The organism is Paeniglutamicibacter sp., from assembly GCF_046714615.1.
GTDB lineage: Bacteria > Actinomycetota > Actinomycetes > Actinomycetales > Micrococcaceae > Paeniglutamicibacter.
Genome location: NZ_JBKKAP010000015.1, coordinates 38,172 through 62,394, shown reverse-complemented (window position 1 = coordinate 62,394; position 24,223 = coordinate 38,172). Strand labels below are relative to the sequence as shown.

At 67.1% G+C, this 24,223-nt stretch carries 21 protein-coding genes; 11 read left to right on the top strand and 10 right to left on the bottom strand.

The features are described 5' to 3' along the window. Positions 1–303 precede the first annotated feature (303 nt). Positions 304–879: an antibiotic biosynthesis monooxygenase gene (locus tag ACLQ7E_RS02025; protein ID WP_411730873.1), complete on the top strand. Its 576-nt coding sequence runs from the start codon at positions 304–306 to the stop codon at positions 877–879. On the opposite strand, the gene ACLQ7E_RS02020 is transcribed toward ACLQ7E_RS02025, so the two are convergent. Both ACLQ7E_RS02020 and ACLQ7E_RS02015 read right to left on the bottom strand, forming a co-directional pair. Continuing rightward, positions 876–1,358 carry a glutathione peroxidase gene (locus ACLQ7E_RS02020; protein WP_411730872.1) on the bottom strand — a complete coding sequence of 161 codons (483 nt, stop codon included), beginning with the start codon at positions 1,356–1,358 and terminating at the stop codon, positions 876–878. The genes ACLQ7E_RS02025 and ACLQ7E_RS02020 overlap by 4 nt on opposite strands. Before the next feature lie 183 nt (positions 1,359–1,541). Beyond that, positions 1,542–3,950, bottom strand: a complete 2,409-nt coding sequence (locus ACLQ7E_RS02015; protein ID WP_411730871.1) for a hypothetical protein — start codon at positions 3,948–3,950, stop codon at positions 1,542–1,544. Between the two features lie 352 nt (positions 3,951–4,302). On the opposite strand from ACLQ7E_RS02015, the gene ACLQ7E_RS02010 reads away from it, so the two are divergent. Both ACLQ7E_RS02010 and ACLQ7E_RS02005 read left to right on the top strand, forming a co-directional pair. Next, complete coding sequence (locus ACLQ7E_RS02010) at positions 4,303–6,060, top strand: FMN-binding glutamate synthase family protein (RefSeq protein ID WP_411730870.1); 1,758 nt, start codon at positions 4,303–4,305, stop codon at positions 6,058–6,060. A 51-nt stretch (positions 6,061–6,111) separates the two neighbouring features. Continuing rightward, the gene (locus ACLQ7E_RS02005) at positions 6,112–7,308 is read left to right on the top strand and encodes an MFS transporter (RefSeq protein WP_411730869.1); all 1,197 of its coding nucleotides are present in this window, start codon (positions 6,112–6,114) and stop codon (positions 7,306–7,308) included. A gap of 16 nt (positions 7,309–7,324) precedes the next feature. On the opposite strand, the gene ACLQ7E_RS02000 is transcribed toward ACLQ7E_RS02005, so the two are convergent. After that, positions 7,325–8,377, bottom strand: a complete 1,053-nt coding sequence (locus ACLQ7E_RS02000) for an enoyl-CoA hydratase/isomerase family protein (protein WP_411730868.1) — start codon at positions 8,375–8,377, stop codon at positions 7,325–7,327. A gap of 187 nt (positions 8,378–8,564) precedes the next feature. Here ACLQ7E_RS02000 and ACLQ7E_RS01995 point away from each other — a divergent pair, with 187 nt between their 5' ends. From ACLQ7E_RS01995 to ACLQ7E_RS01985, 3 genes are all read left to right on the top strand, one after another. Next, a complete protein-coding gene (locus ACLQ7E_RS01995) occupies positions 8,565–8,954 on the top strand; it encodes a YidH family protein (RefSeq protein ID WP_411730867.1) in 390 nt (129 codons plus the stop codon). Continuing rightward, the gene (locus ACLQ7E_RS01990; protein WP_411730866.1) at positions 8,951–9,286 is read left to right on the top strand and encodes a DUF202 domain-containing protein; all 336 of its coding nucleotides are present in this window, start codon (positions 8,951–8,953) and stop codon (positions 9,284–9,286) included. The genes ACLQ7E_RS01995 and ACLQ7E_RS01990 overlap by 4 nt, the downstream gene beginning before the upstream one ends. 144 nt (positions 9,287–9,430) lie before the next feature. After that, on the top strand, positions 9,431–12,037 hold the full coding sequence (locus ACLQ7E_RS01985; protein ID WP_411730865.1) for a SpoIID/LytB domain-containing protein: 2,607 nt from the start codon (positions 9,431–9,433) through the stop codon (positions 12,035–12,037). A 10-nt stretch (positions 12,038–12,047) separates the two neighbouring features. Here the strand turns inward: ACLQ7E_RS01985 and ACLQ7E_RS01980 are convergent, their stop codons facing one another. Both ACLQ7E_RS01980 and ACLQ7E_RS01975 read right to left on the bottom strand, forming a co-directional pair. Next, positions 12,048–12,983 (bottom strand): LysR family transcriptional regulator, encoded by a 936-nt coding sequence (locus ACLQ7E_RS01980; RefSeq protein ID WP_411730864.1) that lies wholly within the window; start codon positions 12,981–12,983, stop codon positions 12,048–12,050. Between the two features lie 81 nt (positions 12,984–13,064). Beyond that, positions 13,065–13,319 (bottom strand): hypothetical protein, encoded by a 255-nt coding sequence (locus ACLQ7E_RS01975; protein ID WP_411730863.1) that lies wholly within the window; start codon positions 13,317–13,319, stop codon positions 13,065–13,067. 137 nt (positions 13,320–13,456) lie between these two features. Here ACLQ7E_RS01975 and ACLQ7E_RS01970 point away from each other — a divergent pair, with 137 nt between their 5' ends. Next, positions 13,457–13,951, top strand: a complete 495-nt coding sequence (locus ACLQ7E_RS01970) for a hypothetical protein (RefSeq protein WP_411730862.1) — start codon at positions 13,457–13,459, stop codon at positions 13,949–13,951. Positions 13,952–14,027: 76 nt separating this feature from the next. On the opposite strand, the gene ACLQ7E_RS01965 is transcribed toward ACLQ7E_RS01970, so the two are convergent. Next, positions 14,028–15,026: an LLM class flavin-dependent oxidoreductase gene (locus ACLQ7E_RS01965; RefSeq protein WP_411730861.1), complete on the bottom strand. Its 999-nt coding sequence runs from the start codon at positions 15,024–15,026 to the stop codon at positions 14,028–14,030. A gap of 89 nt (positions 15,027–15,115) precedes the next feature. On the opposite strand from ACLQ7E_RS01965, the gene ACLQ7E_RS01960 reads away from it, so the two are divergent. Beyond that, the gene (locus tag ACLQ7E_RS01960; RefSeq protein ID WP_411730860.1) at positions 15,116–15,778 is read left to right on the top strand and encodes a hypothetical protein; all 663 of its coding nucleotides are present in this window, start codon (positions 15,116–15,118) and stop codon (positions 15,776–15,778) included. 106 nt (positions 15,779–15,884) lie between these two features. Here the strand turns inward: ACLQ7E_RS01960 and ACLQ7E_RS01955 are convergent, their stop codons facing one another. The 3 genes from ACLQ7E_RS01955 to nirD all read right to left on the bottom strand — a co-directional run bounded on the left by ACLQ7E_RS01955 (position 15,885) and on the right by nirD (position 17,500). Then, positions 15,885–16,088, bottom strand: coding sequence for a cold-shock protein (locus tag ACLQ7E_RS01955; protein WP_007271190.1), 204 nt, complete (start codon positions 16,086–16,088; stop codon positions 15,885–15,887). A gap of 246 nt (positions 16,089–16,334) precedes the next feature. Continuing rightward, a complete protein-coding gene (locus ACLQ7E_RS01950) occupies positions 16,335–17,126 on the bottom strand; it encodes a sirohydrochlorin chelatase (RefSeq protein ID WP_411730859.1) in 792 nt (263 codons plus the stop codon). After that, on the bottom strand, positions 17,123–17,500 hold the full coding sequence (nirD, locus tag ACLQ7E_RS01945) for a nitrite reductase small subunit NirD (protein WP_411730858.1): 378 nt from the start codon (positions 17,498–17,500) through the stop codon (positions 17,123–17,125). Before nirD ends, ACLQ7E_RS01950 begins: the two co-directional genes overlap by 4 nt. Before the next feature lie 361 nt (positions 17,501–17,861). Here nirD and nirB point away from each other — a divergent pair, with 361 nt between their 5' ends. Genes nirB through ACLQ7E_RS01930 form a run of 3 tightly spaced genes read left to right on the top strand, consistent with a single transcriptional unit; the run spans position 17,862 to position 22,641 of the window. After that, positions 17,862–20,495, top strand: coding sequence for a nitrite reductase large subunit NirB (nirB, locus tag ACLQ7E_RS01940; RefSeq protein WP_411730857.1), 2,634 nt, complete (start codon positions 17,862–17,864; stop codon positions 20,493–20,495). Further along, entirely contained in the window at positions 20,492–21,514 is a 1,023-nt protein-coding gene (cobA, locus tag ACLQ7E_RS01935; protein ID WP_411730856.1) for a uroporphyrinogen-III C-methyltransferase, read from the top strand. Before nirB ends, cobA begins: the two co-directional genes overlap by 4 nt. Next, positions 21,511–22,641, top strand: coding sequence for a uroporphyrinogen-III synthase (locus tag ACLQ7E_RS01930; RefSeq protein ID WP_411730855.1), 1,131 nt, complete (start codon positions 21,511–21,513; stop codon positions 22,639–22,641). The genes cobA and ACLQ7E_RS01930 overlap by 4 nt, the downstream gene beginning before the upstream one ends. On the opposite strand, the gene ACLQ7E_RS01925 is transcribed toward ACLQ7E_RS01930, so the two are convergent. Beyond that, positions 22,638–24,221, bottom strand: a complete 1,584-nt coding sequence (locus ACLQ7E_RS01925; RefSeq protein WP_411730854.1) for an MFS transporter — start codon at positions 24,219–24,221, stop codon at positions 22,638–22,640. The two genes, ACLQ7E_RS01930 and ACLQ7E_RS01925, sit on opposite strands and share 4 nt — an antisense overlap. Between the last annotated feature and the right edge of the window lie 2 nt (positions 24,222–24,223).

Here is a 24,223-nt window from a genome sequence, read left to right as displayed (position 1 = left end):
CCCCGGCGGGTGCATGATGGAAGGAGGCAGGCGCTACGTCGAAAAGGGCCTGCCAGACGGACGGAAACGCATAAGGGAGCTGATGTGCCATGGACATGATGGGCATGGTTTGGGCCATGGGGGTCATTGTTGTTGTCACGGTAATTTTGGGTTTCATCGCCACACACGGGAACAACAAGAAACACTACGGCTGAGGCTGCGGGCACCGCCGGCGTGAACTGCTCGAGGGCGCTGCGGGTGTCCTTGCTCATACGCGCGTCCACATGGTGGAAGCTGCTTGCGGTTTGCCCATAGAATTGCCCAGTGCCAGATCTTCAGCCCGTAACAGTGTCCATCGCCCGCACGGTTCAGCCCGGCTACCACAGGCAATTTGCCGCCTGGGCACTGGCCGGCCAGGAACTGGCACGCGAGTGGCCCGGCTACCTTGGTTCCGGCTGGGTGAGGACAGGGCCGCACTCGGATGAATGGCATGTCATGAACCGGTTCTCCGACGTACTTTCGCTGCGGGACTGGGACGATTCCAACGAGCGCCGCTGGTGGATTGACAGCGCCGGCGGGCTGATGCAGATGACCCGGGTGGAACACCGGACGGGCATTGAAGGCTGGTTCGATCAGCCGGGGGATGTGTCCATCAGTGTCGCCGAAACCGTGGTGCCACCCCGGTGGAAGCAGGCCGTGAGCATTTTCTTGCCGTTCTTCCCGCTGAGCCTGCTGTCCAACTTCCTGCTGATGCCGCTGCTGGGGGAATGGCCGTTGGTGCTGGCGGTGCTGCTGAACATCTGCATCCTGACGCCGCTGATGACCTATATCTTCCTGCCGGTGACCACCCAGTTGCTCAGGCCTTGGCTGCAGAAGCCGCGGCGCCGGAAAAACCGCTAGCCCGGAAGGCCCGCCTCGATCGCGCAAACGATCTCGGGATCATCGGGTTCGGTCTGGGGGCGGAAGCGCCTAGTTTCGCCGGAGGGCAGAAGCAGGAACTTCTCGAAGTTCCAGGTGACGCGCCCTGCTTTCCCGTTGGCGTCCTTCGTCTTCTTGAGCTCGGTGTACAACGGGTGTTCGTTCCTGCCGTTGACCCGTATGCGGTCAAAGACCGGAAAGGTGACGCCGTAGGTGCTCGAGCAGAATTCCGCGATCGCCTCGTTGCTGCCCAGTTCCTGCATGAACTGGTTGCTGGGGAACCCAAGCACGGTCAGTCCGCGTTCCCCGTAGGTTCGCTGCAGCTCCTCGAGTTTGGCGTATTGCGGGGTCAGGCCGCAGCGTGAGGCGACGTTCACCACCAAGATGACATTGCCGGAATGCTCTGCGAGGGATGTCGTCTTTCCATCCATCGTGCTGATGGGAATGGTATTGATGTCCATGCTTGGTACAGCAACGGGGACAATCGAGGCATTCCCGCACATCCATGCTTTTTCGGTTCCGCAACACGAATGCCTGCTGGAACCGGCCGGAAACGACAAAGGCGCGGTCGGTATGGTCCCCACGGAGGGCCACACCAACCGCGCCTGCCGTGTTCACGGCCCGAAGGCCATGACGGGTGCGAACTAGCCGCGCAGGTGCCGGCGGTTCCGGAGCATGATCAGTGCCGGGATCAGCAGCAATGCCACCGGGATCAGTAGCAGCAGCGCGCTGGGGCCGCTGCCGATCTTTGACGCCGAGACCGCCCGCGTGCTGGCCTCCAACCTCGAGGTGCCGCTTGCCAATTGGGTGGAGCCCTCGGAGAGGGTGGACAGGCCCGTGGCGAGCTGCAAGTTTCCGTCGGCGAGCCTGTTGGCACCGTCATCGAGCTTGGTGGCACCGGTGGACAGCTCCCCGGAACCCTTGCGCAAAGCCTCCAAGCCCAGTCCCAGGGTCTCGGTTCCGCCGGCGAGCTTGGCAGCCCCGGCGTCCAGATCGCCTGCACCGCGGGCAATCTTGGCGTTGCCTTCGGCCAGTTTCCCGGCACCGGACACGAGCTTGTCCGCACCTGCTGCCGCCTTGTCGGCGCCCTGCGCCAGGGCGGGGGTCTTGGCTGCCAGCTTGGAGGTGCCCGCCTTCAGCTCACCGGTTCCGGTGGCCAGCTTGTCGGTTCCGGCAGCAAGCTTTTTGCCGCCGGCCGCCAGTTCCTGGGCGCCCGAGTTGAGCTTGGCCGCTCCGGCGTCCAGGGTTGAGGTGCCGTCCGCGAGCTTGGTGCCGCCCGCCGCCAGGGCGTCGGCGCCGGTGGTGAGCTTGCCCGCTCCGTCCTGGAGCGAAGCGGTTCCCTTGGCCAGCGTGCCGGCCCCGGTGCTGAGCTTGGTGGTGCCGGCGGCCAGGGCATCGGTGCCCTCTGCCAGCTGGGAGGCCCCGTTGCCGAGGGATCCCAGTCCGGCCAGCAGGCCCTTGGAGGAGTCGTTGAACCCGGCGTCGAGCTGTCCGAGCCCTGCGTTGAGGTTCTTGGCCCCGGCATTGAGGTCGGTGGCTCCGGCCTTCAGCGTGCCGATGCCTTCGCCCAGGGCCTTGGACCCCTCGCTGAGCTTGCCCAGTCCGCCATCGAGCTTGGCGGCCCCGGACTTGATGGCCTGCGCGCCGTCGTTCAACGCGCCTGTTTGGTCAGTCAGGTCCTTGGTCCCCAGCTTCAGGGAATCCATGCCGTCGGCAAGCTGGCCACTGCCGGAGGCCAACTTCTTTGCCCCGGCGGACAGGTTGGTGGTCCCGGCGTGCAGCTTCTCCATTCCGCCGTTGAGTTCCTGGGAACCGGCATGCAGTGCGTTGATCTTTTCCAGCAAGAGGCCCGCGGGCACCGCCGGGTTCGCTTTCACGAACTCGGCAAGATCGCCCAGGCCGCCGGAGAGGCGTCCGGAGCCGGCGGTCAGCTCTTCCGTTTTCGAATCGGCGGTGACCAGCCCGTCGGCCAGGCCCTTGGCGCCAGCCTCCAGGCCCGCGGCACCTTCGTGCGCCGCCACGATGCCGCCGCGCAGCTGCGGTGCGGCATCGGCCAGCGCCTTGGTTCCCGCCGCGAGCTTGGTGCTGCCGGTGGCAAGCCGTCCCGAGCCGTCCTTGAGTGTCGCCACGCCTTCGAGCAGGGCGGGGGCCTTGCTCGCCAGTTCCTCGACGCCGCCAAGCAGCATGCCGCTGCCGGCCGCAAGGGCATCGGATCCCGCGGCGGCGCTGGAGGTGCCCGCGGCAAGCTTCTGCGCGCCGTCATTGGCCGCCTGGGTTCCGGCCGCGAGCTTCTGCGCACCGTCGTTGGCCGCCCCGGCACCTGCCGAGAGTTGTTGAGCGCCGGCCGAGAGGTTCTGGGCCCCGGTGTTGACCTTGCCGCTGCCCAGACCCAGCAGGGACATGCCTGCCGAGAGCTCCAGGGATCCGTTCTTTAGCGACTGCGCCCCGGCATCCAGTTTGCTGGTGCCCGCGGCGAGAGACCCGGCTCCGGTGGCCAACTTGGTGGATCCCGCACCGAGTGCACCTGCACCCACGGTTGCGTCCTTGGCGCCGGCGGCCAGCTTGCCGGCGCCGGCGTTGAGCTTGCCTGCCGCGGCATCGACGGCGTCGGTTCCTGCTGCGATCTTGTTGACACCAGTGGACAGGTCTGCGGCTCCGTTGCCGATCTTGGTGGAACCCGTCGCGGCGTCCTGGGCGCCTGCCGAAAGCTTGGACGTTCCGGCGTGCAGCGATGTCGCGCCTTCGTTCAGCTTTCCTGCACCGCTTGCGGCTTTTTGAGCGCCAGTTGCCAGCTTCTGCGCTCCCTCGGATAGAGCTCCGGTGCCGGTGGCAAGTTCGGCAGCGCCGGCGGCTGCCCCGGTGGATCCGTCGGCCAGCTTCGCCACGCCGTCATTGGCCTTGCCCATGCCGTTGTTGAGGGCGGTTGCGCCGGTGGCGACCTGGGAGGAGAACATCGCGTAGAAGGCGACGAAAGCTATGAGGAACAGGCCGAGCAAAACCGTGATGACTGCATGCAGCAGCGTGTGCCGTTTGGCTGCAATATGTGCATTCAACTGGACTCCTTGGAGGTCGAAAGGGATGGATGGTGAAGCCTGCGGCCACGGCAATTTTGGGCGCACAAAGGTACGCCACTGTCCGTGGCCAGGCGTTGCGGGAGGGTCCTGCGGCCGGTGACCGGCCGAACCCAAGGTGGAGCTGTGATCTGGATTACAAAGGGGCTAGACCCATTGAACTTACTGCCGGGTAGGTTTACAAGGGTTTTGGGAAAATAACTTACTCGCCGGTAGCTTATGACGTCTTTCGTGCGCCCCGCGGACCGGAACGAAAGCCGAACCTCGGGCACCGCGGTCGTTGTCCATTGCCCGATCGGCGCAAAGCCGGCCGGGAAGTTGTAGGCTCGCACTCATGGTGAGATTTCTGATTTTGGCGCTTTTGTCCTTGCTCGGGTTCATCGCCATCGTCGCCGCCTCGCTGGGCCCCGGCGGGTGGTGGGTGATCGCCGTGCTGGCGGTCCTCCTGCTGGCACTCGGAATCCACGACGTCATTCAGACCAAGCACGCAATCCTGCGGAACTTCCCGGTGCTGGGGCGCATGCGCTTTTTGCTCGAGTCGATCCGCCCCGAAATCCAGCAGTACTTTATCGAGCGCAACACCGACGGTCGGCCCTTCGACCGTGACACCCGCTCGTTGGTCTACGCGCGGGCCAAAGGGGCGGACAGCCACAAGGCCTTCGGCACCGAACGCGACGTCAACGAGGTCGGCTACGAATACCTGTTGCATTCCACCGTCCCCGTCGAGGTCAGCAAGGTCCAGCACCGCGTGCGCATCGGCGGCCCGGACTGCACGCAGCCCTACGACATGTCCCTGATGAACATCTCCTCCATGAGCTTTGGCGCGCTGTCGAAGAACGCCGTGCTGGCCATGAACAAGGGCGCGGCCATGGGCGGGTTCGTCCATGAAACCGGCGAGGGAGGGCTGGCCCCCTACCACCTGGAACACGGTGCCGACCTGTTCTGGGAAATCGGTTCCGGCTACTTCGGCTGCCGCGATGCCGAGGGAAACTTCGATCCGGATCTCTTCGCGCTCAAGGCATCGAACGAGCGGGTCAAGGGCATCACGCTCAAGCTCTCCCAGGGTGCCAAGCCCGGGCTCGGCGGCGTGCTGCCGGCGGCCAAGATCACCGCGGAAATCGCCGCGACCCGCGGGGTGCCCATGGGTGTTGACTGCATTTCACCGGCCTCGCACTCGACCTTCTCCACACCACGGGAACTGATGCTTTTCGTGGAGAGACTGCGGAAGCTGGCTGGCGGCAAGCCCGTCGGCCTCAAGTTCTGCGTCGGTTCCCGCACCGACGTGCTGGCGATGTGCAAGGCCATGCTGGAAACCGGGATCGCCCCGGACTTCATCACCATCGACGGTTCCGAGGGCGGCACCGGGGCGGCGCCGCTGGAGTACGAGGACCACGTGGGCACTCCGCTGACCGAGGGGCTGATGCTGGTGCACAACGCGCTGGTGGGTTGCGGACTGCGCAGCATGATCCGGCTTGGGGCCGCGGGCAAGGTCGCCACCGGGTCCGACGTGGTCAAGCGGCTGATCCAGGGCGCCGACTTCACCCTCAGCGCCCGGGCCATGATGATGGCCACCGGGTGCATCCAGGCGCAGAAATGCCACACCAACGAGTGCCCCGTTGGGGTTGCCACCCAGGACCCGCGGCTCATCCGCGCGCTGGACGTGGAAGACAAGGGCAACCGGGTCTACAACTACCACAAGCTCACGGTGCAGGAAGCTGCACAGCTGATGGCCTCGATGGGTGTCGTCACCCCCGCGCAGCTGAACACCAGGATGCTGCGCCGCCGCGTGGACCACCTGACCACGCGCAGCTATGCAGGCCTGCACAACTGGCTGGAGCCGGGCGAGCTTTTGCGCGAGCCGCCGCGGGGCTGGGCCCCCGACTGGATCGAGGCCGACGCCGATACCTTCGGGGAACACGCCCCGATGCCGTGGCCGACCCCGCGCGAACCGGTGACCGCGGTGGACGGGACAGTCGCGCCAAAGCGCGTGGAACCGAAGGATTCCACGCACCGCACCGTGGCCCCGGTTCACCCGAACGCCGCGCGGCCCGAAGGTCGGCCAGCGCCCAAGGCCACGCCACATGGTGGTTAAGTACCGTCATCAATGCCGGGGGCCGATTCCCGGATCGGAATAATGGCCCCCATGGCCTCCTCCAACACCGCACCGGGCATCGGTTTCCCCTCGCTGCTCGCCCACGCCTTCTTCCTGCAGGCGGCGGTGTACCTGGTGCGTCCGGCAACCTCCTACAAGGCCCTGGAACTCGGCGTGGACCCCGGGCTGCTGGGCCTGGTGGTGGCGAGCTTCTCGATCCTGCCGGTCTTCCTGGCCGTGTACATCGGCCGTGCCGCGGATCGCGGCAAGGAGCGGCACATCCTGCTGGTGGGTGCCGCCCTGATGATCATTTCCGGGGCGGGGCTGCTTTTCGCCGCGCCCTCGCTGCCGGCACTGCTCGGCTGGAACCTGGTCCTGGGCGTCGGGCACCTGATGAGCCTGATCGGGGAGCACAGCCGCCTGGCCTCGGCCACGAACCGCAACATGGACAAGGTCTTCGGTTTCTACACCATGGTCACCGCGTCGGCGCAGGCCGCGGCGCCGCTGCTGCTCGGCCTGCTGGGCGGGGCGGCCGTCACGCCTGACACCTCGGTGCTGCTGCGGGCCTATCTGGTGGGCGCCGCCGGCGTGCTGGCCACCGGCATTTTCATGGCCCGCCACCGCGGCGCGGGGCGCTCGTCCGGCCCAGCGAAGGCCCCGGTGAAGCTGCGCACCGCGCTGCGGGTTCAGCCCGCCGCCCGCAACACGCTCATCGCATCGATCGGGCTAAGCATGATGGTGCTGTGCACCATCGACCTGCTGCAGGTCTATCTCCCGGCGCTGGCCGTGGAGCGGGGTATCTCCACCCAGGCGGTCGGCATGCTGCTGGCGCTGCGTGCAGTCGCCACGATGCTCTCGCGGCTGGCCATGGACAGGTTGGTCCGTGCCGTGGGCAGGGCGCGTCTCTTGCTTGGATCCACCGGCATCTCCGCGGTGCTGATCGCCCTGCTGATGCTTCCGCTGCCGACACCGGCGATGGCGGTGCTGCTGGTGCTTGCCGGGCTGGCACTGGGCATCGGGCAGCCGCTGAGCATGACGGTGGTGTCGCTGGCGGCCACCGACGGCACCCGTGGCACCTGGATGTCGATCCGGCTGCTGGGCAACCGCCTGGGGCAGGCTGTGATCCCGGTGGGGGTCGGCGTCTTCGCCACCTCCCTGGGTGCCGGGGGAGTGTTCCTCGCCCTGGGTGTCACGACGGCAGCGGCGACGCTCGGGGCCATCGTGCCGCTGCGGTCCATGGACGACTGAGGCCGAGCGGCAAGGCCTATTGCGGGTCGGCGATCACCGCGGCGATCTTTTCACGGTCGACCTGAACCAGGTCCGCCGGGTTCCACGCCGGGCTGCGGTCCTTGTCGATGACCTGGGCGCGGATCCCCTCGGCCAGGTCATCGCGGTGCATCAGGTAGTCGGCCACACGCAGCTCCCGGGCCAGGGCCGAGGGCAGGTGATCCTCTGCCCGGGCCGCGCGCACCGCAAGCAGCGCGCATTCCAGGGAGGTGGGGCAATTGGCCCGCATCCTTGCCGCGGCTTCGGCCGCCGCGGGATGGGTCATGGCATCAAGGCGCCCGAGGATTCCCTCCAGCGTCGGCGCACCGAAGGCCTCATCGATCCAGGGCTGCGCGCTCGCCAGCGGGGAGGCGGCAAAGGAACCGAAAAGCACTTCCAGGCCGGCCGCGATGTCGGCCGCCGGCATCGACTCGAAGTCGGGCAGCGCCTCGATGACCTCCTCAAAACGCTCGGCATCCACCAGCATGTCCGCAAAGCCGAGCTCCACTGCGTCGGCTCCCGTGAAGGTGTCGGCGGTCAGCACCAGGTATTCACCCAGGTGCCCCGGCGCCCGGGCCGACAGGAGCGTGCCGCCCACATCGGGGCTGTAGCCGATGCGGGTCTCGGGCATGGCGTAATGCGCATCGGGGGCGGTGATGCGGATGGCTGCGTGGGAGGACAGCCCGATCCCGCCGCCCATGCACAGCCCGTGCACCAGCGTGATCACGGGCTTGGGGTAGGTCGCAATCATTTCATCAAGCGCGAATTCCATGCCGAGCAGATCCAGGAAGCGGGCGTGCCCGCCGTTTGTCACAGCATGGTGGAAGTCCTTGATGTCCCCGCCGGAGCAAAAGCCGCGTATCCCCTCGCCGCGCAGCACCACCATTGACACCCGCGGGTCGTCCCGCCACGTAGTGAGGACATCGGTCAGCTCCTGCAGCATCGCGCGGGTGAGGGCATTGATGCGCTCGGGTCGTTGCAGCACCAGCATGCCCAACGGTCCCAGGACGGAGGAGCTGATAAGAGTCGTGATCGTGATTGTCCTGTTCATTGCGGCGGGCGGGTAGTTGCCAATTTATCGCCCCCACGGCTCCCAAGGAAAACGCCGCCGCGGTGCAACGGCGCCCCCGGGCGGCGGGGGACCGGCAATTCACCGGTATCCTGAAGAGGATTTTCCGGCAGTGGAGGACACCGCCGGAGCCTGGAAACACGAAAAGCCAAAGGGAGCACGCCTGCACATGGCATCGACCGAAAAGAATGACGAGCGCGGAAGAATTGCCAGGCGCGTGCTGCCCGGGGGACAGGAGCCGGACCCGCGCTTCACCCTGGCCAACGAGCGCACCTTCCTGGCCTGGATCCGCACCGCACTTGCCTTCCTGGCCGGCGGCATCGCGCTGGAGGCATTCGCCGCCGCCGCCTTCCCCGGCCCGCTGCGCACCGGCATCTCGGTGCTGCTCATAGTCATTGGGATGCTGATCAGCGCCGGGGCCGCCTTGCGCTGGCGCAGCATCGAAATGTCGATGCGTCATTCCCGGCCGCTGCCGCTGCCGTTGATCATCCCGATCCTGGGGCTCGGCGGCGCCCTGGCCGCCGCGGTGGTCGCGGTGCTGATAGCCCTGGGCCCATGAGCACCATGCCGCCCACGCCCCTGCACCGGGACCCCGGGTTGCAGCCCGAACGCACCGTCATGTCCTGGGGCAGGACCACACTCTCGCTCTGCGTCGCCGCGGTGGTCTTCCTGCGCTGGCTTCCGCATTACGGGGCCGTGATCCTGGCGATGGTCGTGGTGTGCCTGGTTGCCGCCGGCGGCATCTATGCCACCCAGCGAAGGCGCTATGCCGTGGCCTCCCACGGGATCGCCGCCGAGAGGCTGCGGGCCGACGTGGTCGCCGTCCTCGTGATGAGCTGTGCTGTCCTCGGGCTGGGAATCATCGGGATCCTGGTGGTGCTGGGACCCTAGTTCCCGCGGCAGCCCGGTTGGCCCGGAGCGATCCGTGCCGACAGGGACCGACGACGTGGCCTGTTAATCCAGCTGACGTATGATCAAGGTTGATTGCCGCGGGCCCGGTCCGGCCCTCCACCGAAAAGCTGTCCAAGGAAAACCATGAGAAAAACCGCCATGGCCATTGCGGCCGCGCTCATCTCCGCACTGTTGCTTCCCGGAACCGCGGCAACGGCCGCCGCTCCGGTTCAGGCCCCCGTGGCCGCCGCGAGCATCCAATACACCAACAAGGCGTACCTGGCCAAGGCCGCCAAGACGCTGGGCGGCGCCGATGCCGCAACCGGCAAGCTCAAGGATGGAACGCTGTGGCGTTCCCACCGCGACGGGATCGTGGTGCACTCGGCCAAGCGCAGGGCCTTGACGGTCCGCAATGCTGTGGCCCAGGCCTGGGCCGACACCGGCTGGGAGAACGGCCGCTTCGGCTACCCGACCGGCGAACAATACAAGTCCGGGGCAGACACCCGACAGAATTTCAGCGGCGGCGTCATCGGGGTACGCCCGGACGGGACCTCGTACTGGTTGCCCAAGGCGCCCAAGCTGCCCGACTTCACCATCAGCGGTGCGGGCTGGGGACACGGTGTGGGCATGAGCCAGTACGGCGCCCGGGCCATGGCTGCCGAGGGCAAAAGCGCGACCAGCATCCTGCAGTACTACTACAACCCCGCCAAGGTCACGGCCAGCAAAACCGCGGCATCCGGTGACATCCGGGTGCAGGTGCTCAAGTCCGGAACCAACTCACTGACCGTCGCCGGCGGACGCATGCGCGTCACCGATCCCACGGCCGGAAAAACGTACACCGCCGTGGCCGGATCCACGCTCACCCTCGGCCGGAGCGGCTCGCAGCTTTCCTACGAGCTGAAGACCCCGGCCGGGTTCGACGTGGTGCCACGGGACAGGAACAAGGACGGGGTGCGCGACGTGAATCCGGCGCCCGGGGCCAACAAGGCCGGAGGCAAGCTACGCATCACGTGGGAGGGCACGCGCGCGTGGCCCTCGTCCAACCGCGCCACGATCTCCGTCCCCAAGGCCAACGCCGAATCATCGGCGCCGGGGCTCTACAGGCACGGCGTCATGGAAGCAGGGCTGCTCGGTGACCAGGTGAACCTGGTCACCACGCTGCGGCTGAACGACGAATACCTCTATGGCCTGGCCGAGGTCCCGTCCTCGTGGCCCAGTGCGGTGCTGCAGGCCCAGGCCATTGCGGGCCGGACCTATGCCATGCGCAAGAACACCAAGCTCAGGACATTCTGCGACTGCAACGTCACCGACGAGGTCCAGGACCAGAAGTTCACCGGATGGAAGAAGGAAAACGAGCAGCCCGGATACGGGGCCAAATGGAAGGCGGCTGTAGACGCCACCGTCTCCCGCAACGCCGCGGGCGTGCCGACCTCCGGCAAGGTCGTGATGTATGCCGGGCGACTTGCAGAGACCCTGTACTCCTCCTCGACCGGCGGGGCCACGCGCAACAGCGAGGACGTCTGGGGCGGCGCCGCGCTGCCCTACCTGCGCTCGCGCGCGGACTCCTGGTCGCTGAAGAAGAGCGCCAACAACCCCTACAGCTCTTGGACCCAGCGCACCAGCCAGCGGGAGATGGCGAAGGTCTTTGGGCTCAGCGATGTGGTCAGCGTGAAGTTCACCCGTGCCAAGGACCTGACCATCACCTCTGCCACCGCCAAGTCATCGGCCGGAACCAGCAAGACCCTGAAGGGAAGCACCTTCCGCGGATCCGCCTCCGGCATCGGCGCACTCTCGGCCTGGATCGGCGGCATCAAGGCCAGCGTGGTCGCCCCGAGCGCAACCACCATCAATGCCCGGAACTTCTGCACCACCACGGTCAAGCCCGGGGCCAGCATTTCCAACGCCGCGGCCAAGGCGCGCGACGGGGCGGTCATCTGCCTGAAGCCAGGAACCCACAAGCCCAGCAACGTGGTGCTCAAGCCCCGGCAAACCCTGGTGGGGCAGACGCGGTCAAACACCCGCTTCGACGGGACCATCGCGGTGGGCACGAAGAAGTCAGGGAAACTGCATCGGATCGGTACGGCAATGATCCCGGCCAAGGCACCCACAGCGCTCGCGTGCACCACCGGCAGCCAGTGCAACAGCGCCCAGGTCCTCTTCGCCAACGGCGCCCAGCTGACCCGGGTGTCGTCCAAGGCCAAGGTGAAGTCCGGTAGCTACTGGATCGACCACAAGAACCGTGCCATCTTCACGGGCAAGGCCAGTAGCTCGAAGAACAAATACACCGTGTCCTCCCTGGCCCGTGCCATGACGCTGGGAACCTGGTCCCGGATGGGCAATGTCAACGTGGTCGGCTACGCCAACCCCTCCAGCACCGGGGCGGTGTGGCTGCGCGGAGCCCACTCGACGCTCTTCTCGTCCCGGGTTGCGGTGAACCACGGCATCGGCGTGCAAAGCAACGGCCATGCCACCAGCATCATCAACTCCATCGTCCGGCTCAACGGGCAGGGGGGAATCAGTGCCTCGGGCGGGAAGAACTCGGTGGTGCGGGGGACCGAAATTAGCAAGAACGGGTGGGCCGGGTTCAAGCCCTCGAGCTTCACCGGAGGGATCGGCGCCTCCAACAAGGCCACGATGAAGGTTTCCTCCTCCAAGATCCTGGAGAACCGCGGGGCCGGAACCCGCGGGGTGCGCACCAATAGCGGCGCCAGCGTCTCGGTGGGTTCCAGCACGGTGCGCGGAAACAAATAGGCGCTGCCCCTTATCGCCGTTTGGGTCCGATGCTCAGCTCGGCCAGGACCTTGGTGAGCCGGTCCATGAACACCCCGACCTTGGGGTTGTCCCGGTTTTCCGGGCGGAGGGCAAAGATGCTGCGGGCCAGGCTGATCTCCGGTGCATCGATCACCTGGATGCCATCGGGTGCCCGCAGCATGGCCAGCTCCGGAACCAGCGCGGCACCCAGGCCGGCGGCGGCCATGTGCAGCGAGGCGTTGAAGTCATCCGAATGGGCGACCACGCGCGGGTGGATGTTGAACGCGGCGAAGAGCCGGGAGATCACGGTGGCGTCGGAGGTCCCCGGGTGGTGCATGATCCAGGGCATGTCCGCCAGCTGGGCGGCACTGAAGACCGAGGAGCCATCGAGTTTCCAGGCGGCCGGGACCACCACGCGGAACGGGTCGTCGCCCAGCCACTGGCGTTCCAGCTGCGCCGGCCACGCGAGCCCGCCCTGGCCCACCTGGAAGATCAGTGCGAGGTCCAGCTCCCCGTCCTGGCGCAGCCCGGTGATGGTCTGGTGGGGTTCGCCCACGTTCACGCGCAGGGCGATGCCCAGTTGGTCCCAGTCCGGGGAGCCCAACAGCTTGGGCAGGGCATAGGTGGCCAGGGAGGGGAAGATCCCGATGCGCAGTTCCTGCAGGGGCTTGCCGCTCGGGTCAAGGTCCGGGGTGGAGGTAGCGGCTATGAGTGCGTCGATGTCGGTGAGCACACGGCGGGCATGGCGCACCATGGTCAGCGCCGCGGGCGTGGGCTCGATGCTCTTGGCTGCCCGGGCAAATAGGGTGGTGCCGGTGTCGCGTTCCAGCGCCGACATCTGCTGGGAGACCGCCGAGGGTGTGTAGCCCAGGCGCATGGCCGCGGCGGCAAAGGACTTCTGCGTCACCACCTCCAGCAGCGTGCGCAAATGTACCGGGTTGACCACTGAAACTCCTGTGCCTCGGGCGGGATGAGGGCGCGGACCGCTTATGGACCGCGCCCGTCCCATCCTAGACGGGCAAAGTGGCTATTGGGTTTCTTCCTCGAGGACTTCGTCCTCGGTCCACTCTTCCTCGACGGTTTCCTCGTCGTCGGTATCGTCCTCGGCGGTGAGATCGTCATCGAGGAGATAGAGGTGCTTGCGCAGCGGATCGAGGGCGGTCATGGTCTCGGGACTGTCGGAGGAACCATCGTATGGTTGGCTGTCCCGGCCGTCGTCCGGCTCGTACATGTCGTCGTCAATCGGCTCATCGAAGACGGTGTCATCAAAGCTGTTGCTCATCGTGTCCCTCTTTTCTCCAAACGCCGGGATCTGCGACTGAACCCCGATTGAGTACAGCCTATGTTGCATCCGACCGTATGGGAATGGGCACTTTTTCGTGCACCGAAGCGGGCCTCTCGGCGGAGTAAGGTCGATATATGGACAGCGACACTTCCCCTCGATTCTTCACACCGGCCATCAGCCACCCGGCATTGCTTGCCGCCGCCGGAAGGCTCCTGGCACCTGCATTGTGGCTGGGATTGCTGATCGGGATTTCGTTCAGCGAGACGCCGCTGAAGTTCATGGCCCCGGGGATGACCCTGGCGCTGGGCCTGGGAATCGGGCAGCTGGTCTTCGCCGCGATGAACATCGTGGAAGCGGTCTTCTTCATCGTGCTCGCCGCTTCATGCATCAAGCGGGGCCTGGATCGGGCATATCTGTGGGTGGTCGCCGGGTTGGGTGCCGTGTTGCTGGCCAAGATCGCGCTTGTCAGGCCGTTCCTGGCCAAGCGCACCGAGGCAGTGCTGGCGGGAGTTGAGGCCGGCGGTTCGAGCTGGCACTACTTCTACATCGCCGCGGACGGCCTGCTTTTGGTCCTGCTAGTCACGGTGCTGGTGATGGGCGTTCGCCGCTGGGTGCTTCCGGGCCGGTAGGGGCCGCCGAAAGCATGTGCAAGACGGCCACCGGGCAATCCCGGTGGCCGTCTTGCATATGCGGGTTGTGGTGTGACTAGTTCGCCGGTGCCATGGACATGGCCTTGGCGGTGATCTTCACCGACTCCAGGCGCTGGGCGGGGTCGCCGGCATTGTGCACCGTGATCAGTTCGTCGGCCTGCGCGGTGCGCGCGAACTCCTGCAGGTACTCGGCCACCGCGGTGCCGTTGCCCACGGCGGTGTACTTGAGCATGTTCATGATCGAATCCCCATGCGGGGAATCCAGCAGCATTTCCACCTCGGCATCGGTGAATTCGGTCTCGCGGTTGCGGCCCAGCATCATCCGGATGCGGTCCCGCCGGACCTCCTCCATGATGGTCTGGGCCTCGGCATTGGTCCCGGCGGCAACCACTCCGACGCCGGCAATGACGTAGGGCTCGGCCAGGAACTCCGAGGGGCGGAACTCGTTGCGGTACGCGGTGGTCGCCTGCACCAGGGCATCGGGGGCAAAGTGCGAGGCGAAGGAGTAGGGCAGGCCCAGCTGGGCGGCAAGTCTGGCCCCAAAGAGGCTTGAACCCAGGATGTAGAGCGGGATGTTGGTTGCGCGCCCGGGATAGGCGTGTATGCCCTCGATGCGTGAGGTGTCCCCGAGGAAGGCCTGCAGTTCGAGCACATCGTGCGGGAACGCATCGGAGGCTGCAGGGTCGCGGCGCATGGCCCGGAACGTGGCCTGGTCGGTGCCCGGCGCTCGTCCCAGTCCCAGGTCGATGCGGCCGGGGAAGAGGGTTTCCAAGGTGCCGAATTGTTCGGCGATCACCAGCGGTGAGTGGTTGGGCAGCATGACGCCGCCGGAGCCAAGGCGAATGGTGTTGGTGTGGTGGGCAATGTGGCCAATGAGCACCGAGGTCGCGGACGAGGCGATGGTGCTCATGTTGTGGTGTTCGGCGTACCAGACGCGCTTGTAGCCGGTCGCCTCGGCGGTTTGCGCCAGTTCGACGCTCTCGGCGAAGGTCTCGGCGGCGGAACCGCCACGGCGGATGGGGGCAAGATCAAGGATCGATAAAGGAATGCTCACGTAAGCGGCAACTAGCCCCCGCCCGGTTTCATTCCCGCGGTGTTCGGGCACGCCGCCGGGACGCCATCCCAGGCGTAGGATTTTGAGGCATGAGGCGGATTCCGTGGCTGCTGGCCGGCGGCCTGCTGGCAATCACTCTGGGTGCCTGCACCGTGCTGGTCCCGGACCCAGATCCCGTCCCGTCCACCCTGCCGACTCCCGATCGACTGGCCGATCTTCCTGCAGATTGCCCGCGTTCGGGCGGCGTGGCGGAGCCCGAGGGCCTCGGCCCGGGGACTGAGGCCCAGATAGCCGCGGACCTGTTGGCCGCCGTGGGTGATTGGGCAAACGCGGGAACCGCAATGGTCACCAATGAGCCGGACTGGATCGGCCCCGGGCTGCCCGGGCACTGCCTGGGGGATCTGGCCGGGCTCCTCGGGAGGATCCACGGCTCTGCGCTGCTGGCCACTGGCGGGGATGAGACGCTGGTGCGCTTTCAGGCGGAAATGGTCAAGGAGAACCTGGCTAATCTGGAGGCCGCCAAGGCCCAAGGCAGGGCCACGAATGCCAAGCGGGAATTGGCGCTCATGCAGCAATCGTCGCAGTCGGAAAGCGGCGCGTTCCTGGATCTCATCGTGCGCAAGCTGGACAACGGGTCGATACAGCCAGACCGGATGGAGGAGTGGATGGTCATCGTGGCGCCGGACGATACCGAAAACCTCGTGTTCCATCTGGAGACCAAGGAAGCGGCGCACGGCTTCTTCAGCTGGTGAGCCAGGTACCAGGCGGGGTCCGATCGGTTAAAGCAGTATGGGCGGCACTCCCGAAGGAGTGCCGCCCATACTAATCAGCTAAATGCCGAAGGTGATGATCCGAAGCTTAGACAGCGCGGATATCGGTGGCCTGAAGGCCCTTCTGGCCCTGAGTAACTTCAAACTCAACGCGCTGGCCCTCTTCGAGCGAACGGAAGCCGTTCGACTGGATGGCGGAGTAGTGTGCGAAAACATCATCCGAGTTGTCGTCCGGAGCGATGAAGCCGAAGCCCTTTTCGGCGTTGAACCACTTAACGGTACCTGTTGCCATGATGGGTGTGTCCTTTCGAGACTGTCCTGAAATGGGACGTAGGGGAGCGAATTCCACTGTGGAATCCACTTGCAGCTACGTGATTCAACGCGGTTCAGAAAGGTACTCGCCCCGGCAACGGGGTGTTTGCACTGAAATTACTGCGAGAAAAACTAGAACTACAAGCTCAACGGTACGCTACTTGGCGGCCAGTTGCTAGCACGAGGGTCATTCCGGGCAAAAGTTACCCAGAATGACCCCTGCCGTTCACCAATCGATGCACTGCCGGTAACGCTCGATGACGATGTCCACGAGCTCCCGCGGAGGGGCTTGGTTCGGGTCCAGCAACGGGGCACTGAGAACGTCCGGGGAGCAGCTTGCCGCCAGATTTGCAAAGTATCCGGGGGCCAACAAATAGCTGGCAACCACGCTGCGACGCCCGGGGTTGAGGACACCGGCCGCGGCCAGGACATCGGGCAGCCGCGGTTCGGCAGCCGAGATGAAGGCGGGCGTCACGGGGACCTGCAACCGGCCGGCCAGCAGCTGTGCCATGGTGCGGCAATCCGCCAACCCGCGCGGATCCGTGGACCCCGCGCAGGCAAGGACCACCGCCTCGCCGGGAATCCAGCCGGCCTCCACCAGCCGGCGATGAAGCACGGCGGCCAGCGAGGCATCGGGGCCCAGCGGCGCCGCCACCTTGGTGCCCGGGAGCCCGCCCGCGGCGCGGGAAAGATCGCCCGAGGCGTGGGTTCCGGCCGACAGCAGCAACGGCACCAAGGCCGCCGCCTGCCCGGGGTCGATGGCACGGGAATTCAGGAAGGGATCGACCCGCGGATCCTGTACATCGACGAAGGCCGCGTGCACGGAGATATCGGAAAGTGCGAGATCCACCACATCCACCAGCGCCCGGATCGCCGCACGTCCCGCCGGGTCGTCCGTTCCGTGGGAGACAGCCACCAGATCGGGGGACGGGGCGGTTTCCATCCAGCCAAGCCAGGGCGAGTGTTCGACGGTTCCGGCCATCCGGGGGCCGGTGCGCGTCAGCGTCGTGGTGCTCATTGGGCGGCCTCCAGCCACAACATGCCCTGGTGCAGGCGCACCGGGTGGACCGGCAGCGCCGGCGCCGCACCGCTGAGGCAGTCGCCGGTGTCCAGGCGGTACACCTCTTTGTGCAGCGGGCAGGCAATCGTGGGAACACGGGCGCCGGCAATGGACTTGTCGCCCAGGATGCCGCGGGCCATGACCTTGGCGCCGCTACCGGGGCAGTGGTGCGAAGCGGCGAAGAACTCATCGTCCTCCGTGCGGTACACGGCAACCTGCGTGCCCTCAAGCCACGCGGCCTCGCCCCAGCCGGGCTCGAGGTCCCCGGTCCTGCACACGGCCACCAGGCCCTGCACGGTTTCGAGCGTGGTTTCTTCGAGCGTTGCACTCATCGCTTCGGTCCTCTCGTCGTTACTGCTTCGATGCCCCGAGCCTAGAAGTCCCTTGTTTCACGTGTTGCGATGCCACGTTGCGTGCCGGTAAACCCCATCTCACGGAGCCGCAGCCAGACGGTGAACCGGCCCCGAGGCAGAGCTGGCAGCCATGGGCGACCCCGCTGGCCGACCTCTGCCGGAGACTTCGCCTGCCTCCCGTTAACGGGATGTTTCGACAACCTCACGGGTTGGCTTGTGTCCGGGACGCAGAGTTGTCCTGAACGAAACAAAGAGGAAATTGGTAGGCAAAGCCCGTTTCCTAAGCTGAAGACAATCAAGCACGCGTCACAAGCGCAAGAGTGAAAGTCGGGTAACAGACATGGGTACAGGAAACGGCGCACGCCGCATCGTAGTCATCGGTGGCGGTCCAGCCGCACATCGCTTCACCGAGGCCATGGCGGCTCGCGAACCAAGCAACCTCGAGATCACCGTGTTGACCGAGGAAGCGCACGTTCCCTATGACCGGGTTGCCCTGACCAAGGCACTGACCAATACCTCGGTGGACCTCACCCTGGGGGACCCTGCACTCTGGGCACGCGAGAATGTCACCCTTGTGACAAGCGCTGGCGTGAAGACGCTGGACAGCATCAAGAAGGTGGTCCACACCCAGGATGGCCGCAGCTTCGACTACGACGAACTGGTGCTGGCCACCGGCTCGAACGCTGCAACACTGCCGATCCCCGGCAATGCGCACACCCACGTCTACCGCACCCTGGAAGATGTGTGGGCGATCAACGCCGGCATTCAGGCGCTCGCCGCCCAGCTCGGCCGCAAACCCGTGGTTGCCACCATCGGTGGCGGGCTGCTGGGACTCGAGGCGGCAGCCGGCTCCCAGTCGCTGGGCGCCGAGGCAGTTGTCATCGACGGTGGCAAGTGGCTCATGGGCACCCAGCTGGATGAGGGTGCAGGCCAGGCCATGGGCCGACTGATCGCGCAGACCGGTTTCACCGTCCACGGCGGGGTCTTCCCCAAGGAAGTCACCACCGAATCGGTGTACGGCATCGAGCAGGTCACCGGCGTGCTGATGGCCGACGACAACCACATCCCCGCGGACATGGTCATTGTCTCCATCGGTGTGCGCCCCCGCGACGAGCTGGCCCGCAACCACAACCTGGCTCTCGAGGAGACCGGCACGCAGGGACCGGTCTTTGGCATTGGTCCGCGCGGCGGCATTGAGATCAACGAGCACTGCGCCACCGCGGTGCCCAACGTCTGGGCGATTGGCGAGGTGGCCAACTTCGGCGGCATGTGCATCGGCCTGGTGGCCCCGGCCAACGCCATGGCCGAGGTACTCGCGGCGCACCTGCAGGGCGGGGACGCCGAATTCACCGGCTTCGACACCGCCACCAAGCTCAAGCTCTCCGGTGTCGACGTGGCAAGCTTCGGCGACGGGTTCGCCCGCACCGAGGGCGCGCTCGAGGTCGTCTACGCCGACGCGGCCCGCGGCCTCTACCAAAAGATCGTCGTCTCCGCCGACGCCAAGGTCCTGCTCGGCGGGATCTTCGTGGGCGACGCGAGCCCGTACCAGTCCCTGCGCCCGCTGCTGGGCCGCGAGCTGCCCGCCGAGGCAGGCGCCTACCTCAGCGCCCTGGGCGGAGAGGTGCCCGACGGGGACCTGCCCGATGACGCGGTGCTCTGTTCCTGCAACGGCGTGTCGGTCGGATCCATCAAGGACGCGGTCGGGGGTTGCGGCAGCTGCGAGGGCAGCGAACCTGTCAACGACCTGGCCTCGCTGAAGACCTGCACCCGCGCCGGAACCCAGTGCGGTTCCTGTGTCCCGATGCTCAAGAAGCTCATGGAATCGGAGATGACCAAGAACGGCGTCGTCGTCTCCACCGCCATGTGCGAGCACTTCGAACTTTCCCGCTCCGAGCTCTTCGAGGCGGTCCAGGTTGCCGGGCTGCACAGCTACCCGCAGATCATGGAGCGCTTCGGCCAGGGTTCGGGCTGCGATATCTGCAAGCCGGTCATCGCCTCGGTGCTCGCTTCGCAGACCTCGGGGCACCCGATGGAGGCCGGCCTGGCCGGCGCGCAGGACACCAACGACCGGGTCATGGCCAACATGCAGAAGGACGGCACCTACTCGGTGGTCCCGCGCATCCCGGGCGGGGAGATCACCCCGGAAAAGCTCGGCGTCATCGCCGCGGTGGCAGCGAAGTACAACCTCTACACCAAGCTCACCGGCGGGCTGCGCATCGACATGTTCGGTGCCCGGCTCGAGCAGCTGCCGGAAATCTGGAAGGAATTGGTGGACGCAGGATTTGAATCCGGACAGGCCTACGGCAAGTCGCTGCGCAACGTGAAGACCTGCGTCGGTTCCTCCTGGTGCCGCTACGGCATGCTGGACTCGGTGGCCATGGGCATCGAAATGGAGTTGCGCTACCGCGGGCTGCGCGCCCCGCACAAGTTCAAGATGGGCGTCTCCGGCTGTGCCCGCGAGTGCGCCGAGGCCCGTGCCAAGGACGTGGGTGTCATCGCCACCGCCGAGGGCTGGAACCTCTACGTGGGCGGCAACGGCGGCGCCAACCCCGCCCACGCCCAGCTGTTGGTCGGCGGCATCGACGATGCCACGCTGATCCGCTACATCGATCGGTACCTGATGTACTACATCCGCACCGCCGACAAGCTCCAGCGCACCGCACGCTGGATGGAGGATTTGGACGGCGGCATCGAGCACGTGAAGTCGGTCGTCGTCGATGACTCGCTGGGTCTGGGCGCGGAACTCGAGGCGGCCATGGAAACCCACGTGGGCAACTACCAGGACGAGTGGGCGGCAACGCTCGCGGACCCGGAGAAGCTGCGTCGCTTCCGCTCCTTCGTCAACGCCCCGGAGCAGGCCGACCCCGACCTGCACTACGTGCCCGAACGCGGGCAGCACCGCCCGGCCGAGCCCGTGCGCCTCGGCGCAACCATTTCCATCGGCGCACCGAACCCCACCCAGGAGCCATCATGATCGCCAACTCACTGCAACTGCAAGGCCAATTCGTCCTGGTTGCCGGCGCCCGCTGGGCGGCACGGCATGTCGTGGCACGCTATGTGTCGGCCGGCGCGCAGGTGTTGCGGGCCCACCACCCGCACGAGCTCGAGGGCCACGGCCAAATGCTTTCCGAGGTCAGGTTGCTGGTTGCCGTCGATGACGGCGCAGCGGGCTGGGAGGTGCTGGAAGAGATCGCCTGCCGCGAATCGATCCTGCTGTCCCGCGAACAGGCGGCCCAGCGCGACGGCGGGATCACCCTGCTGGGCGGCGGTCCGGGCAGCAGCGACCTGCTGACGGTGCGCGGCGCCGCGGCGCTGGCGAGCGCGGACGTGGTCTTCCACGACCGCCTGGGCCCGGGACACGACCTGGCCGCGCTGGCACCCGGCGCACAGCTCGTCGACGTGGGCAAGGCCCCGGGGAACCACAAGGTGCCCCAGGAGCGCATCAACGAGCTGCTCATCGCCGAGGCCCGTGCCGGGCGGGCCGTCGTGCGGCTCAAGGGCGGTGACCCCTTCGTCTTCGGGCGCGGCTCCGAGGAACGCGACGCGGCGCTGGCCGCCGGGCTTAAGGTCCAGGTGATCCCCGGGATCAGCAGCGCGATCTCGGTGCCCGGCGCCGCCGGGATCCCGGTGACCGCCCGCGGGGTGTCCAAGGCCTTCACCGTGGTCTCGGGCCACGACCCCTTCACCGAGACCGAGCTGGGTCATCTTGCAGGCATCGGCGGGACGCTGGTGGTGCTCATGGGCGTGGCAACGCTGCAGCAAAACGCTGCAGGCCTGCTGCGCAACGGACTGGCGGCCGACACCCCGGCGGCAATCATCGAACGCGGCTTCTGCGACACCCAGCGCAGCACCCGCGCCACCCTGGGCACGCTGGCGGCGGCGGCCCGCCTGGCCGGCTGCTCCAACCCCGCGGTCATCGTCATCGGAGGCGTCGCGGCCCTGGGCGCGAGCGTCGACGATGTGGCTGCCCTGCTTCCGGCGGCCGTGCGATGAGCGCGACGGCAACGGCCGGCGCCGGCACGCGGAGCGCCGGGGCGCTTGCAGGATTCCGCATCGCGGTGACCTCCCAGCGGCGTTCGGCCGAACTCATCGAGGCACTCGAGCGCCGCGGCGCCCAGGTGCTGCACGCCCCGACGCTGCGCCTGGCCCCGCTGGCCGAGGATTCCGAACTGCTTGCAGGCACCCGCCGGGTGCTGGAGCTGCGGCCCGAGTACGTGCTGGTGAGCACCGCCTACGGGTTCCGCCGCTGGTTTGAGACGGCCGAGGCCGCGGGTCTCGGCGACGAGCTGGCCGAGGTGCTGCGAGCGGCGCGGATCCACGTGCGCGGTCCCAAGGCGCTGGGGGCCGTGCGGGCCCTGGGCTTCGATGCGGAGGCGATGGCCGGCGACGAACTGACCTCCTCGATGGTGGCCAGGCTGGTACCGCTGCTTCGGGGCAAGGCGGTGGTGCTGCAGCACCACGGGCTCGGGGACGACGAGGCAGCCGCCGCGCTCCTGGAGGCCGGCACCCGGGAACTGGTGCGGATCAGCCCCTACCGCTGGGTGCCGCCGGAAGACGCCGGGAAGCTGGAGGTGCTGCTGCGTGCGCTGTGTTCGGGCTCGCTGGACGCCCTGACCTTCACCAGTGCCCCCGCGGTGGTGGCGCTGCTTGAGGCGGCACGGCAGCACGACTGCCATGCCCAGCTGCTGCACGCGTTGCAAACCACCGTCAGCACGGTTGCCGTGGGGCCGGTGACGGCCGCGCCGCTGCGTGGGGCGGGCATCGAGCCGCTCGTGCCGGCCCGGCACCGGATGGGCGCGATGATCCACACCCTGGTCGAGCACCTGGGCCGGCGCGGGGCGCTGGAATGCGCCACCGTGCTGGGCCCCTGCCAATTGCGCGGGGACACCGTCCACCTGGGCGGGGCCGGGACGGAGCTGGGCGCCAGCCAGTTGAGGCTCTTCAAGGCCCTGCTGGTCGCCCGCGGAAACGTGGTGTCCCGCGGCGCCCTGGCGGCCCTGCTGCCCGACGGGTCCTCGGACCACGCGCTGGACATGGCGGTGAGCCGGTTGCGCGGCGCGCTGCCCGATGCCCGGCTGGTCTCCACCGTCGTCAAGCGCGGCTACCGGCTCAACGCCTAGGCCTTCGGTGCCCGGCTCCCGTTGCCGGAAGCGCCACCGTTGGCCTCGGCGGGCATCCGGCGCAGTGCGAACGAGACGATCGCGGCGGAGGCCAGGGCCAGCACCATGGCGATCGCGGAGGTGTACAGCACTCCCGTGTCGAAGGCCTCGGCGGCGGATTCCAGCAATCGGTCGGCGGCCGGGGCGCCCAGGGACGCTGCGACCTCGTGCGCGCCGCCCAGGGTCTGGCGGGCCGTCTCGGTATCTTCCCCGCCCAGCTGCGCGGGGATTTCGACGTTGCGGCTGTACGCGGCGTTGAGGATCGAGCCAAGCACCGCTGTGCCCAGCACCGAGCCGACCTCGTAGGCGGTTTCGGAGATCGCCGAGGCGGCGCCGGCCTGGGCAGGCGGCACCGCGGAGAGTGCCATGTCGTTGGACAGCGTTTCGCTCAGGCCGACGCCTGCACCCAGGACGCTGAAGGCAAGCATGAGCATCGGAACCGATCCGGACTGGCCGGTGAGCATCACGATGCCGTAGGCGGCGGCGTTGAGCCCCAGCCCCCACACCATCACGTGCTTAACCTCGAAGCGCCGGGTCAGCCGCACCGCCAGCAGGCCGAAGGCAACGGTCAGTGCCAGGCCCGGCAGCATCAGGACCCCCGCCATCATGGGCGTGTAGCCGGCCACCAATTGCAGGTGCTGGGAGATGAAGTAGATGAAGCCGACCAGCGCAAAGATGCTCAGCAGGTTCACCGCCAGCGCGGAGGAGAATGCGGGGTTGGCGAAAAGCCGCACGTCGAGCATCGGGTTGCTGCGCCCCAGCTGGCGCCGGGTGAAGGTCACGCCCGAGGCGATGCCCACCGCGATCGCCAGGGCAGGCACCAGCGGTGAATCCCCGTGGGTCAGCTCCTTGATGCCGTAGACGATCGGCAGCAGCGTCATGATGACCAGGCCGATGGACAGCGGATCGATGGCCCCGGGCCTGGGGTCCTTGGACTCGGGAACCAATGCGGGGGCCAGGATCAGCAGCGGCACCAGCATGGGGACGGCGATCAGGAAGACCGAGCCCCACCAGAAGTTCTGCAGCAGGAAGCCGCCAACGACGGGACCCAGTGCCGCGCCGCCGGAGAAGCCTGCGGCCCAGACGGCGATGGCCTTGCGGCGCTCGAGCGGGTCGGTGAAGATGTTGCGGATCAGCGAGAGGGTGGCGGGCATCAGCATGGCGCCGAAGATGCCCAGCAGGGCGCGGGCGGCAATGAGTTGCTCGGCGTTGGTGGCAAACGCGGCCGCGGCGGAAACCGCGGCGAAGCCGGTGGAGCCAATCAGCAGCAGGCGGCGGCGCCCGAACCTGTCGCCGAGTGAGCCCATGGGCACCAACAGGCCGGCGAGCACCAGGGGATAGATGTCAATGATCCACAGCAGCTGGTTGCCGCTGGGGGACAGCGCAGCCGACAGTGCGGGGACCGCGAAGCTGAGCACCGTGTTGTCGACGGAGATCAGCAGGACGGGGAACATGAGGACAACAAGGGCAGCCCAGCGTCGGCGGTGGAGCGTGCCGGCGCCTGGATTCAGGGGAGTGCTCGTGTTGCGGTGGATGCTCATGG